This window comes from Paraburkholderia tagetis (assembly GCF_022213065.1).
GTDB lineage: Bacteria > Pseudomonadota > Gammaproteobacteria > Burkholderiales > Burkholderiaceae > Paraburkholderia > Paraburkholderia tagetis.
On record NZ_JAKLJA010000001.1, the window covers coordinates 240,357 to 252,919 of the forward strand.

12 protein-coding genes are annotated in these 12,563 nt (G+C 61.8%); 7 read left to right on the plus strand and 5 right to left on the minus strand.

Annotated features, from left to right (window positions below):
* Window positions 1-46: 46 nt before the first annotated feature.
* From L5014_RS01015 to L5014_RS01035, 5 genes are all read left to right on the plus strand, one after another.
* Complete coding sequence (locus tag L5014_RS01015; protein WP_238461724.1) at window positions 47-823, plus strand: glucose 1-dehydrogenase; 777 nt, start codon at window positions 47-49, stop codon at window positions 821-823.
* Window positions 824-899: 76 nt separating this feature from the next.
* Window positions 900-2,087 carry a YncE family protein gene (locus tag L5014_RS01020; protein ID WP_238461725.1) on the plus strand — a complete coding sequence of 396 codons (1,188 nt, stop codon included), beginning with the start codon at window positions 900-902 and terminating at the stop codon, window positions 2,085-2,087.
* A 128-nt stretch (window positions 2,088-2,215) separates the two neighbouring features.
* Window positions 2,216-3,199: a 2-hydroxyacid dehydrogenase gene (locus L5014_RS01025; RefSeq protein WP_238461726.1), complete on the plus strand. Its 984-nt coding sequence runs from the start codon at window positions 2,216-2,218 to the stop codon at window positions 3,197-3,199.
* Between the two features lie 13 nt (window positions 3,200-3,212).
* Window positions 3,213-4,064, plus strand: a complete 852-nt coding sequence (locus tag L5014_RS01030) for a shikimate dehydrogenase family protein (RefSeq protein WP_238461727.1) — start codon at window positions 3,213-3,215, stop codon at window positions 4,062-4,064.
* Window positions 4,065-4,175: 111 nt separating this feature from the next.
* Window positions 4,176-5,606: an MFS transporter gene (locus tag L5014_RS01035; protein ID WP_238461728.1), complete on the plus strand. Its 1,431-nt coding sequence runs from the start codon at window positions 4,176-4,178 to the stop codon at window positions 5,604-5,606.
* Window positions 5,607-5,834: 228 nt separating this feature from the next.
* Here the strand turns inward: L5014_RS01035 and pqqE are convergent, their stop codons facing one another.
* From pqqE to pqqA, 5 genes are all read right to left on the minus strand, one after another.
* The gene (gene pqqE, locus L5014_RS01040; protein ID WP_238462113.1) at window positions 5,835-6,989 is read right to left on the minus strand and encodes a pyrroloquinoline quinone biosynthesis protein PqqE; all 1,155 of its coding nucleotides are present in this window, start codon (window positions 6,987-6,989) and stop codon (window positions 5,835-5,837) included.
* A gap of 16 nt (window positions 6,990-7,005) precedes the next feature.
* Window positions 7,006-7,281, minus strand: a complete 276-nt coding sequence (gene pqqD / locus L5014_RS01045; RefSeq protein ID WP_420800000.1) for a pyrroloquinoline quinone biosynthesis peptide chaperone PqqD — start codon at window positions 7,279-7,281, stop codon at window positions 7,006-7,008.
* Window positions 7,281-8,030 carry a pyrroloquinoline-quinone synthase PqqC gene (gene pqqC, locus L5014_RS01050; protein ID WP_238461730.1) on the minus strand — a complete coding sequence of 250 codons (750 nt, stop codon included), beginning with the start codon at window positions 8,028-8,030 and terminating at the stop codon, window positions 7,281-7,283. Before pqqC ends, pqqD begins: the two co-directional genes overlap by 1 nt.
* 51 nt (window positions 8,031-8,081) lie before the next feature.
* A complete protein-coding gene (pqqB, locus tag L5014_RS01055; protein ID WP_238461731.1) occupies window positions 8,082-8,993 on the minus strand; it encodes a pyrroloquinoline quinone biosynthesis protein PqqB in 912 nt (303 codons plus the stop codon).
* Window positions 8,994-9,083: 90 nt separating this feature from the next.
* Window positions 9,084-9,155 carry a pyrroloquinoline quinone precursor peptide PqqA gene (gene pqqA / locus L5014_RS01060; protein WP_110385066.1) on the minus strand — a complete coding sequence of 24 codons (72 nt, stop codon included), beginning with the start codon at window positions 9,153-9,155 and terminating at the stop codon, window positions 9,084-9,086.
* Between the two features lie 461 nt (window positions 9,156-9,616).
* On the opposite strand from pqqA, the gene L5014_RS01065 reads away from it, so the two are divergent.
* Together L5014_RS01065 and L5014_RS01070 are read left to right on the plus strand one after the other, a co-directional pair.
* Window positions 9,617-10,723: a porin gene (locus L5014_RS01065; RefSeq protein WP_238461732.1), complete on the plus strand. Its 1,107-nt coding sequence runs from the start codon at window positions 9,617-9,619 to the stop codon at window positions 10,721-10,723.
* Window positions 10,724-10,923: 200 nt separating this feature from the next.
* Window positions 10,924-12,501, plus strand: coding sequence for an outer membrane protein assembly factor BamB family protein (locus L5014_RS01070; protein WP_238461733.1), 1,578 nt, complete (start codon window positions 10,924-10,926; stop codon window positions 12,499-12,501).
* Window positions 12,502-12,563 lie beyond the last annotated feature (62 nt).

Below are 12,563 nucleotides of genomic sequence, written 5' to 3' on the forward strand. Positions count from 1 at the left end.
ATGGAGGAACGGCGTGAATTCGATAATTTCGTGCGCCGCATATGTCATGACGAATGGACCACTCGAACTATTCAATCTGGCCGGCCGGCGCGCATTGATTACCGGATCGGGCCGCGGCATCGGGCTGGCGCTCGCGCGTGGGCTCGCCCGCGCGGGGGCAGCCGTCGTCATCAATGCCCGCGATCACGAAAGTGCCGGAGCGGCCCTTAGCCTTTTGCGCGAAGAAGGGCTCGACGCGACGGCCGCGCTCTTCGACGTGACGCAAGCCAACGATGTCGCGGCCGCGGTCGATGCACTCGAGGCGCAAACCGGTCCCATCGACATTCTGGTGAACAACGCAGGCATCCAGCGCCGCGCACTGCTCGAGTCATTTGCAGCGCGCGACTGGAGCGAACTCATGAGCGTGAATCTGGACGGCGTATTCCATGTCTCGCAGGCCGTCGCGCGTCACATGCTGCAGCGTGCGCGCGGCAAGATCATCAACATCTGCTCGGTGCAAAGCGAACTGGCAAGGCCGACCATCGCGCCCTATGCCGCCACCAAAGGCGCGGTGCGCATGCTGACCAAAGGAATGTGCGCCGACTGGGCACGCCACGGCATTCAGGTCAACGCCATTGCGCCAGGCTACTTTGCGACCGACCTCAATCGCACGCTCGTCGACGATCGCGAGTTCTCGGCGTGGCTGTGCAAGCGGACGCCAGCCGGACGCTGGGGCGACGTCGATGAGCTGTGCGGCGCTGCCGTTTTTCTTGCCTCCGACGCTTCGAGCTTCGTGAATGGGCAGACACTCTTTGTCGACGGCGGCCTGACCAGCGTGGTCTGACGAGCGCGCTAAGCGACATAAACCCGCGACAAAGATGAAGATCATCGACGAACAATAGAGACAGGAGACATCAGACATGCATTCTTGCGTGACGCGTAGCCGCCATATCCGCGCGCTGACCGGTATTGCTTTCACACTCGCCACCTGTTGCGCCCATGCCTCCGACTGGATCGTGTCGGGCAATGACGGCAAATATCAGCGCGTGGAAGGGCGCGATACCTATCCCCCCGATCCTCGTCCGGATACGCTGACGTTGCTCGATGCCAGTCGCTTTCCGCCGAAGGTGACTGCCGAGGTCGAGGTCGAGAACGGCATTCAAGGGCCGCCGCAGGCCGTCGCCATCACGCCGGATGCCGCGCTCGCGCTCGTTGGCGCGCCAACGCGCTACGACCGGGACGCGAAGAAACTGCTGATGGACACGTTCGTGCAGGTCGTCGATCTGCGGGCATCGCCGCCCTCCGTCACCCGGCTCGATATCGGAAGCCACCCGCAAGGCATCGCGATCGACCGCAGCGGCCATCGCGCACTCATAGCCTGTGTCGATGGCAGCGTGGTGGTGCTCGGCATCGAAGGCAATCGCGCAACGATCGTCGAGACGCTGAAGATCGCCAAAAAGCGACTGGCGGGTGTGAGCTTCACGCACGACGGACGACACGCGCTTGTTTCGTTGCGAGACGAACAGGGCGTGGCCGTGCTCGACGTCGCCCAAGACCACGTGACCGACAGTGGCGTGCGGCTCGCGAGCGGCGTGGCGCCTTATACCGTCGACGTGTCCAGTGACGGCAAGTGGGCCGTCGTGAGCGATGTCGGTCTCGCGGGACTGCCGTCATACGCGGGCAAGCTGGCAGGCGATGCCGACACCATCACGCTCATCGACGTATCCCACGAACCGTTTCGCGCCGTTCAGCATGTGAGCGTCCCGTCGCTGCCGGAAGGCGTCTCGATCTCGCCAGACGGCAAGTGGATCGGTGTGCAGGCGATGGACGGCTCGAATCTCACGCCCGACAACCCCGGTCGTCATGCGCGCGGCAAGGTCCTGCTGTTCGCGATCCGCGACGGGCAGGCGGTGAAAGTGTCGGAGGCACCCGGCGGCGAAGCGGCACAAGGCATTGTGTTCACGGCGGACAGCAAGCATCTGATCGTCCAGTTCAACGTCGAGAAGCAACTTGCACTGTATGCGGTGAACGGCGGACATCTGCGCGACACGGGGGCGCGAATCGCACTCACGGGCGGTCCGTCGTCGCTTCGCACGACTCCGCGCTAATCCTTCATCGACCTCACTAACGACAGAATGAACATGTATATGGCCATTTCGATAAACGAATGGCGTGGCGCACGCCGATGCCTTTGCGACGCGCTGAGAGCCGTCCCACAATCGACGGAGGATGGACGATGAACGCCGCACGAAAACACGTGGTCGTGTTTCGCAAGATTCCCGACGCTCTGCTCGAGCGTATCGTCGCGCGTCACGACGTAGTGATCGCCGACCCGAGACGTGCCGACGAGTTGCCCCGGTTTCGCGATGCGCTGCGTGACGCAAGCGGCCTGATCGGGTCGAGCTTCAAGCTCGGCGCTTCCGAGCTCCGCGAAGCCCACAACTTGCGGGTCATTTCGAGCATTTCGGTAGGCGTCGACAACTATGAACTGCCTTTCCTCAAGCAACGTGGCATCACGCTGTGCCATACGCCAGGCGTGCTGACGGAAACGACAGCCGACACGATATTCGCACTCGTCATGGCGGCATCGCGGCGGCTTGTCGAACTGTCGAATCATGTACGCGAAGGCCACTGGACCCGCAACATTGGAGACGACCTGTTCGGATGGGATGTCCACGGCAAGACGCTCGGCATACTGGGCTTTGGCCGGATCGGCCAGGCCGTGGCGCGGCGCGCCGCGCTTGGCTTCAACATGCCCGTGATTTTTCACGATCCGTTCGACGTGGCCGTGCCCGAAGCCCTCGCAGGACGCGCGCAGCGTGCGTCGTTCGACGATGTGCTGGCGCGCGCCGATATCGTGGCGCTGACGCTACCGCTCTCCGAGGAGACACGCGGTCTCATGGACGCCCAGGCGTTCGCGAAGATGAAGTCTGGTGCGATCTTCGTCAACGGCTCGCGCGGCCCGATCGTGCGTGAGGACGCGCTCCTTGCGGCGCTCGATAGCGCTCACTTGCGTGCAGCAGCGCTCGACGTGTTTGCCGTTGAACCGCTGCCGCTCGATTCACCGCTTCGCAACCATCCGAAGGTCACGCCGCTGCCGCATATTGGCTCGGCGACTCACGAGACGCGTCGTGCGATGGCAGAACTCGCGACTGAAAACTTGCTGCGCGTGCTCGATGGCGCCGCGCCGGTGTCGGCATTCGACCTGTCGAAAATCTGACTGAATACCCATCATGTCTCATTCGATTCCCACACTGTGCGGCTCGCTCGCGGGCCAGCCATTTACCTTCAATGTGAAGGTGCATAACGCAGCCTATCGTGCGCTTGGCGTCGACTACACGTTCGTGAGCTTCGGCGTGGATGACGCGGCGCTCGGCGTTCAGGCGATACGCACGCTCGGCATACGCGGCATGAATGTGACGATGCCGCACAAGCAGGCGGTCATCGCTCACCTCGATGCCCTCGATGAGACCGCGCGCGAGATCGGTGCGGTCAATACGATCGATAACCGCAACGGCTATCTCACCGGCTACAACACGGATTGCACGGGTGCCGTGCGCGCGCTTGAAGAAGCGACGCCGCTTGCAGGCCAGCGTATCGCGTTGCTCGGCGCGGGCGGTGCTGCGCGCGCGATCGCATGGGGTGCGAAACGCGCGGGTGCCGTGGTGACGGTGTTCAACCGGACAGCGTCCCGTGGCGAGGCGCTCGCCAGTGACTTCGGCATTGCATTCGGCGGCAGCCTTGCCGACTTCGAGCCCGGCGATTTCGACGGTGTGGTCAACGCGACGGCGGCGGGTTTTCGCGCGCCGGACGTCAACCCATTGGTGGCGCGGCAACTTCAATCCCATCTCTTCGTGATGGACGCTGCGTTTTTACCGGTGCGCACGAAATTGATTCGCGATGCAGCCGCGATCGGATGCCGTGTCGTCGACGGCACACGAATGTTGCTGCATCAGTTCTGCGGACAGATCGAGCTGTACACGGGCAAGCCGGCGCCGCTCGATGTCATGAGCGTCGCCCTGCTCGACGAGATAGAGCGGGTGGAAGCACTCGCAGCGTCGCAGAGCGCAACAAGCGAAGCATAAAGAGGGGATGCAACCGGAGCCTCACGTCAGAGGAGGCTGGTCAACGGCATCGACGACAACCCGCGCCGTGCGCATGGCACGGTCGCGGCCTGGAGATTTGAAGGAGACGAAATGAAGCATCAGCATTCCATTGCGGCCGAACCGGCCATCAGCGCGCGCCCGTCAATGGCCGGCGAAAGCGCAAGCCGCTATGACGTTACGACTGCCGATCTGTATCGGGCTGCGTGGGCGGCCTCGATCGGCAGCGCGCTCGAGTACTACGACTTCGCGCTGTACAACCTCGCGTCCGCATTGATATTTGGCCGCTTGTTCTTTCCGTCGAGCGATCCTGCGATGGGGCTGATTGCAAGTTTTGGCGCGTATTTTCTCGGCTTTGCCGTCCGGCCTGTTGGCGGGGTCATATTCGGCGCGCTCGGCGACCGTTACGGACGCAAATTCGTGCTGATGGCGACGATCTTGATAATGGGCATCGCCAGTACGTTGATCGGCGTTCTGCCCACCTACGCGAGTGCGGGCATCTGGGCGCCGCTCCTGCTCATCGGCTGCCGTCTGTTGCAGGGGCTCGGCGCTGGCGCGGAGCAGGCGGGTGCCGCCGTACTGATGGCGGAATACGCACCCGCGAAGCGCCGTGGCTACTTCGCTGCGCTGCCGTTCATGGGCGTGCTGCTCGGCACCGTGATGGCGGCGGCGATTTACTTCGCACTGGTGCGCGTCGAAGACCTTTCGCAATCGTGGCTGTGGCGCGTCCCATTCCTGTTGAGCGCCGTCATCATTGTGGTTGCGATCTGGATCCGCCTGCGGCTCAAGGAGTCGCCGTCGTTCTCGAAACTCGAAGCCCGTCACCAGGTGAAGGACAGCCCGTTGACACATCTGATGCGGCACTCGAAGCCGATGGTGCTGAAAGTGATCGGCCTGCGCATGGCGGAGAATGGCGGCTCGTCGATTTACCAGTCGCTTGCGATCAGCTATATCGCCACTGCGACCGGCCTGCACGGACAGATTGGCGCCGTCGCGCTGCTGCTGGCCGGTGTGTCGGGCGCGATCATCATCCCATTGGCGGGCATGCTGAGTGACCGCTTCGGTCGCGTGCGCGTCTATCGTGCCTTCGCGCTCTATCAACTGTTTCTCGCGTTTCCGACCTGGTGGGTGCTGAGCCTGGGCAATGCAGCCGCGAGCATCACGATGCTATGTGTCGCTCTCGCCGGTGTGTGGGGTATGTTCGCTACGCAGGGCGCGTTTCTTCCCGAGCTCTTTGGTGCGCAGCATCGCTATGCAGGCGTGGCCGTCGGACGCGAGTTGTCGGCTGTTGTCGCGGGCGGCGTGGCGCCGCTCATCGGCGCGTCGATTATCGCGTGGGCGACGACCCATTGGGGTGGAAAGGAAGGGACGATTCTTGCATGGATTCCGCTCGCCGCGTACGTCGCGATTCTGAGCCTGATCGGCGTGGTTACGACTTACTACCTGCCGGAAACGCGGGGACGTGATCTCGATGACCTCCACGATGCCGTGCCTGCCACGGCCGCTACGCCTGCACATCAATGACGGATACGCTGGCCGCGAGGCCAGCGTTGAACACCTGGCCGCGTTCGACTGGGACCGGATGGCGGGCAGCCAACGAGTCGCCATATCCTGGACTTTCATGCGAGCGGCGTCAGCGCTGTCGAAAAGGCTGACGTTTTCAAGCTTCGCCGAATTGCATAGCGGAGTTGCAAGTGGGCTCGTTTCAGCCGCTGCCTGAACCCATCCAGGCCGGTCGTCGATAAAGACGATTCAGACACCGGAAACACGGCGGGAATTCCTTTCGTTGCGAAACACCAGTTGCTGCACGGCGGGGGGCAAGCCCAGTGCTTCTGTGCGAGCATTGACGATGACACCGTGATGCGGGGATTTTCCGCATACGGGATCGGCATTGGCGGCATTGCCCGTTAGCATGAAGGCCTGGCAACGGCAGCCGCCGAAGTCCTCGTCCTTTTCGCTACACGACCGACATGGCTCGGGCATCCAGTCGCGCCCACGGTAACGGTTGAAGCCGAACGACTCGTACCAGATGTGGCGCAGATCGTGATCGCGCACGTTGGGGAATGTGATCGGCAACTGCCTCGCGCCGTGGCACGGCAATGCGGTCCCGTCTGGCGTGACGGTCAGAAACAGACTGCCCCAGCCGCTCATGCACGGTTTGGGTCGTTCCTCATAATAGTCGGGCATCACGAAGATGAGCTTGCACGGATGGCCCTCGGCCGCGAGCCGTGCACGGTATTCGTTCGTTATACGCTCGGCGCGCGCGAGTTGTTCGCGGGTCGGCAGGAGGCCGGCGCGGTTCAGGTAGGCCCAGCCATAGAACTGGCAGGTGGCCAGCTCCACGAAATCGGCGTCGAGTGCGATGCATAACTCAATGATTCGCTCGATATGATCGATGTTGTGCCGATGGATCACGAAGTTCAGCACCATCGGATAGCCATGCGCCTTGACGGCGCGGGCCATTGCGAGTTTTTGTGCAAACGCTTTGTGCGAGTTGGCGAGCATGTTGTTGATCTGCTCGTCGCTCGACTGGAAGCTAATCTGGATATGATCGAGCCCGGCACGCTGAAAGTCCGCGATCTTTTGCTCCGTCAAGCCGATGCCGGAGGTGATCAGGTTGGTGTAGTAGCCGAGCCGTCGCGCCTCGCCGATCAATTCAGGAAGATCTGTGCGTACCAGTGGCTCTCCGCCCGAAAAGCCGATTTGCGCAGCCCCTAGCTGCCGCCCTTCAGTGATAACACCCAACCATTCGTCTGTGGTGAGTTCGGCGCCTTGAAGTGCGAAATCCAGTGGGTTCGAGCAGTACGGGCATTGCAGCGGACAGCGGTAGGTTAGCTCTGCGAGTAGCCAGAGTGGCAACCCGACGGTTTCGCTGGGCGACGGCGGCTGTTGCGGCGTTTGCCGCATTTTTGCGGCTGCGTCGTCAAGCGAATTCGATCCAGTGCTTTGCATGGGCAACCTCCATGAACTGCTCGACATCCTCGGCGAGTTCGGGGACGCCAGGGTATTGCTGGCTGAGCTGCGCGATAATTTCAACGACGCTGCGCAGGCCGTTGATCAGAGAGCCGATTGCAGCGGCACTTTCATTGAGTTTGACCATGCCCTCGGGGTACAGCACGACGTGGGCGTTCTGCGCCGGCTCAAACTGAAAACGATAGCCGCGTCGCCAATCCGGGATTCGGGTGCGATCGAAACTCATCATGCGATCCCTCCGTGCCAGACCCGTTGATCCGTCACGGTGTGGTAAGGGGGGCGGTGCAGTTCGTAAGCCATCGACATGGCGTCCAGCATTGTCCACAGGACGTCGAGCTTGAATTGCAGGATCTCCAGCGCGCGTTGCTGGCTTTCGTACGTCGTGTAGTGGGCGAGCGTGATCTGCAGGCCGTGTTCAACGTCGCGGCGGGCCTGGCCGAGTCTCGTGCGGAAGTACTCGTATCCATGCGGGTCGATCCATGGGTAGTGCTGCGGCCAGGTATCGAGCCGCGACTGGTGAATCTGCGGCGCGAATAGTTCCGTAAGTGAGCTGCTAGCCGCCTCCTGCCACGTCGCTCGCCGCGCGAAGTTGACATAGGCATCCACGGCGAAGCGCACGCCGGGCAGCACCAGTTCCTCTGAACGGAGTTGGTCAGCATCAAGGCCAACGGCGTCGCCGAGCCGTAGCCACGCCTGAATGCCGCCGTCGTGGCCAGCTACGCCGTCGTGGTCGAGCAGGCGCTGGACCCACTTGCGGCGCACGTCGCGGTCCCCGCAGTTAGCGAGAATCGCCGCGTCCTTCAGCGGGATATTGGTCTGGTAGTAGAAGCGATTGGCGACCCACCCCTGGATCTGCTCGCGTGTTGCGCGTCCTTCGTACATCGCGACGTGATACGGGTGGTGGATATGGTAGTACGCGCCCTTGGCACGCAATGCCTGTTCGAACTGCTCGGGAGAAAGGGCCGATGGGTTCATCGAAAGGCTCCGGAAGATTCAATATCGCAGATCGAGCGATTGCTGCCGCTTTCAAAGGGTAATGCTCATGCCGTCGAATGCGACTTCGATACCGCGGCGTTTCAGTTCGGCCCGCTCGGGCGAATCCTCGTCGAGGATCGGATTGGTGTTGTTGATGTGAATGAGCACCTTGCGCGGCCGAGGGACATGTTCGAGCACTTCCAGCATGCCGCCCGCGCCACGCTGCGCGAGATGGCCCATTTCTCGTCCGGTGCGCGTGCCGACGCCGCGCTGCTGCATCTCGTCGTCGGTCCAGAGCGTGCCATCCACCAGGAGGCAATCAGCGTCCTCCATATGGCGCAGCAGCGCCATATCCACTTCGCCGAGGCCGGGCGCATAGAAGAGTTTGCCGCCAGAGCGCTGGTCCTCGACGAGCAGGCCAATGTTGTCACCTGGATGCGGTTTGCTGCGATGCGGCGAGTAGGGCGGCGCCGAACTGTGCAGCGTCAGCGGCTGGAAGACCAGGCTGGCGCACGCGGGAATTGTGAAGCTGCGCCCAAGCTCGATCCGATGCCGCCGTAGGCCGCCATTCCAGTGCTCCAATATGTTGAAGAGTGGGAAACCGGTTGTCAGGTCTTCGTAGACCATATCGGTACACCAGACGTCGAGCGGACAGCCTTCGCGCAAGCTGAGAAGACCTGCTGTATGGTCGATCTGGCTGTCCATCAGCACGATCGCGCCGATGCCCGTGTCGCGCGGCGCACGGCCAGGCTGCATCGGCGTGAATCCGTGCAACTGGGCGCGAATATCCGGGGACGCGTTGCATATTATCCACGTCGCGCCGTCGTCCGACAGCGCGATCGACGATTGAGTCCGAGGGAGCGCATTGACGCTGCCATTGCGAAAGCCGGCGCAGTTTGCGCAGTTGCAGTTCCATTGTGGGAAGCCGCCGCCTGCGGCCGACCCGAGAATTTGAATGTGCATGCGTATCCGGGGATGGTGTATGAACTCCATGTGCGGAAGAAAAAAGCCCCGGTAGACCGAGGCTTTGGGGCAGATCGCGTGCAACTGGCATCAGCGGTTTGCGATGTACATCGTGATCTCAAAACCGAGGCGCAGATCAGTATAGGCAGGTTTGGTCCACACAGGCAATTCTCCTTTCAACTTTCAGACAGCGGGTTGGAAAGCGGGAGTCAAAGCACGGTTGCCGTACTCAAAACAGCGAACGTGAATGCTGTTCGCCTGCTGTGCTGTTAGCCGGCTCACCGTTCCGTTCGCGTCGACCGAAACGGACGACGACTTTATCGTAGCAAAATTCTGCCCATTGCATCGTCTCCTGTAAGCCTGCCTGACGTTACCGGGAAGATCAAGCTGAACTCAATATGTCAGGAAACCTAAGTTACAACCGGACCACGAAAGACTGCGACATGAGAATGATTGGAAGGTCGATGTAAAAAATGGAATGGATCAATTTCTGAAAATTGCATTTAAGTCCAAATCTTAAATCCAGATCGGTTGTCAGCTTGAGTTTTTGATAAATGAAATGCTATTCTGACAAGAAAGAGCCGCAAACATGACCAATGGGGCAGCTGTCGTTGGAGAGATCGATGAGAAAGAGAATCTCTGTTGCCGTGTTGTTGGGGTTAATCGCGCCCGTGGCTTGGGCGCAGACTAGCGTGACACTGTACGGCCGCGTCGACGCCGGCTTCGAGTACCTGCAACACGTCACCACAGCCCAGGATCAGACCCGCACGCGCTGGAGCGCAGAGGGTGGCGACTGGGGCACGAGTATGCTCGGGCTGCGCGGCAACGAGGACCTGGGCGGCGGACTGGCTACGGTGTTCAATCTCGAAACCGCGCTGCAGGTGATGAACGGCACCACCGGCGGCGGGCGGCTCTTTTCGAGGCGTGCATATGTGGGCCTGAAGGACGATACCTGGGGGCAGTTGCAGGCCGGGCGCAACCTGTTCATCGATAGCGACGGCGTATGGGCGTTCGACCCGTTCGTGCAGCAGGCGGTGTCGTCGGCGTCGCTCGTGCGCGGGCGCAACTGGCAGCAGACCAGCAATAACGTGGAGTACCACAGCCCGGTTTTTCACGGCTTCGACGTGCAAGCGCAGTACGCGTTCGGCAACCAGGCGAGCGGCTTCAACAAGGGTGCGTCGGGCGAGTTCGGCCGCTCGGACGGCATCATGCTCACGTACCGCTCACCGTATTTCGATGCGCGTGGCATCTACGACGAGTTGCGCGATTCGAGCGGGCAGTTTAGCAATATCTTCACGAGCTCTCGTGAATATTTCGTTGGCGGCAACGTGCGTGTCGCCAGGTTCACGATTCAGACGGCATGGACGCACTATGCCGCGCCGGACACGCCCGCCGGCCTCGCGGATAGCGCGGACCACTTCTGGCTCGGCGTGACGTGGCAGGCAACGCCGCGCTGGGCGGCGACGGGCGCAGCCTACTACGTTCGCGTGCGCGGTGGCGACGGCGACGCCACCCACGACCCAGGCGGCCATGCGACTTTGTATGCGCTGGGCTCGACTTACAACCTGAGCAAGCGTACCTTCCTGTACGGTACGGTCGGCTATGTGCGCAACGGGAGTCGCTCGAATTTCTCGGTATTCGCGACGCCGCTGGGCGAAACGCCAACCACGAATCCGCTCGTCGGCGAATCGCAGGTCACGACATACGTCGGCATGATGCATACGTTCTGAAATAAAAACTGAATACCGCAGGATGGTCGGGAACAGACAGCGACAGGACCGTCGGCGGTGTCCGCTCAATTATCGTGCGTTGCTGTTGCTCGCGACTGGTATTCGACATTTTCCATGCACACACAGCCAGTCAGGGCTTTTTTGTCAGGTGGCCGAAATGGTGTCGGTCGCATCGTCAACCGTCTCATGGAGAGCGAAAAATGCAACACGCGTTCAACAGGAAAGGCACATATCGGCCTTCGCAGTTACGCTGGCGCAATCCAGCTATCGTGGCGGCCATCGCACTGATCGCAGGCCTCACGACCGCTGCGCCCGCTGCAGCGCAAAGCGTGGGGGACTGGCCGATGGGCGGGCAGAATCCGCACGATACGCGCAGCGCCCTAGGCGAGCATGCGATCGGACCGAACGACGTAGCGAAGCTGGCGCCGCGATGGTCACTCGAGACGGATGGCAACGTGTCCGCAACGCCGACGGTAGTCGACGGGGTCGTCTATGTTCCCGACTTCGGCGGCTCGCTGTGGGCCGTCGATGCCTCGACAGGGCAGGTAAAGTGGCACAAGAAGATCAGCGACTATAGTGGCATTCCCAACGACGCTTCGCGCACGAGCCCGGCGTACTGGAAGGGTACGCTGGTGATCGGGCAGGGCACGCAGATCGCCAACAATCCGACCGGCGCGTACATGCTGGGCATCAAGGCCGACGATGGCTCGCCGCTGTGGCGCACCCAGATCGATTCCGATCCGACCGCCATCGTCACCAGTTCGCCGGTCGTCGACAACGGCGTCGTCTACGTCGGGGTATCGTCGCGGTCCGAGGCGATCGACGCCCCGACCAAGTACCGGGGCAGCGTCGTGGCGCTCGACGCAACGGCCGGCAAGCTGCTGTGGAAAACGTACATGGTGCCCGATGGCTATACCGGCGGTTCGGTCTGGAGCAATACCCCGGTTGTCGATCGCGAGACCGGTCTCCTGTATGTCACGACCGGCAATAACTTTTCCGTCCCGAGTGGTGTCTGCAGGGCCCCGACGCAAAAGGACTGCAAGAAGCCGGTGGCCGACAATTACATCGACAGCTTCGTTGCACTTAATCTGAAGACCGGAAAGATCGCGTGGGCCACCTCCACGCTGCCTGCCGACATGTCGACGAATTTCGACCACAACGATGGTCCGGATTACGACTTCGGCTCGGGGCCCAACCTGTATACGACGACCATCGCCGGCCATAAGCGCACGCTGCTTGGCGCTGGCGCGAAGAGCGGCGTCTATTGGGCGCTCGATCCGAAGACGGGCAAGGTCGTGTGGCATACCCAGGTCGGTCCCGGCAGTCTGCTGGGCGGCATGCTCTGGGGCACGGCCGCCGACGGCAAGCGCATTTATGTGTCGATCGGCAATCTGAATCACGAGTCCATCGCTGTGAACTCGCCTCCGGGCAAGACGACGACCAAGGGCGGCATATGGGCGGCGGTTGATGCCGCAACGGGCAAGGTGCTCTGGCGCACGGCCGATCCGCAGGAGATGATGGACACCATGGCGATGTCCGAGGCTAACGGCGTGGTCTATGCCGGGTCGCTCGCGGGCAGTGGCGCGAACATGTATGCGCTCGATGCGTCGACCGGCGAAATCAAATGGAGCTTCGAGAGCGGCGGTGCCGTCGTGTCTGGTGCGGCGATCGTTGACGGCACAGTCTACTGGGGCTCCGGTTATCACACCAAGGTTCTCGGGCTGCCGTATGCAGGCGATAACCACAAGCTTTATGCATTCGCGGTAGCGAAACAGTAAGCACGCCTTGCTAGACGTCTCGCACCACCCGCACGGCTGGATAGCGCTCAGGTATGGGCGGC

What these genes read in the sequence shown, in the direction of transcription:
- L5014_RS01035 (WP_238461728.1), top strand. Translation starts at nt 4,176, where the DNA reads ATGAAGCATCAGCATTCCATTGCGGCCGAACCGGCCATCAGCGCGCGC.
- L5014_RS01030 (WP_238461727.1), top strand. Translation starts at nt 3,213, where the DNA reads ATGTCTCATTCGATTCCCACACTGTGCGGCTCGCTCGCGGGCCAGCCA.
- pqqD (WP_420800000.1), bottom strand. Translation starts at nt 7,281, where the DNA reads ATGAGTTTCGATCGCACCCGAATCCCGGATTGGCGACGCGGCTATCGT.
- L5014_RS01065 (WP_238461732.1), top strand. Translation starts at nt 9,617, where the DNA reads ATGAGAAAGAGAATCTCTGTTGCCGTGTTGTTGGGGTTAATCGCGCCC.
- L5014_RS01020 (WP_238461725.1), top strand. Translation starts at nt 900, where the DNA reads ATGCATTCTTGCGTGACGCGTAGCCGCCATATCCGCGCGCTGACCGGT.
- L5014_RS01070 (WP_238461733.1), top strand. Translation starts at nt 10,924, where the DNA reads ATGCAACACGCGTTCAACAGGAAAGGCACATATCGGCCTTCGCAGTTA.
- pqqB (WP_238461731.1), bottom strand. Translation starts at nt 8,993, where the DNA reads ATGCACATTCAAATTCTCGGGTCGGCCGCAGGCGGCGGCTTCCCACAA.
- pqqC (WP_238461730.1), bottom strand. Translation starts at nt 8,030, where the DNA reads ATGAACCCATCGGCCCTTTCTCCCGAGCAGTTCGAACAGGCATTGCGT.
- L5014_RS01025 (WP_238461726.1), top strand. Translation starts at nt 2,216, where the DNA reads ATGAACGCCGCACGAAAACACGTGGTCGTGTTTCGCAAGATTCCCGAC.
- pqqE (WP_238462113.1), bottom strand. Translation starts at nt 6,989, where the DNA reads ATGCGGCAAACGCCGCAACAGCCGCCGTCGCCCAGCGAAACCGTCGGG.
- L5014_RS01015 (WP_238461724.1), top strand. Translation starts at nt 47, where the DNA reads ATGACGAATGGACCACTCGAACTATTCAATCTGGCCGGCCGGCGCGCA.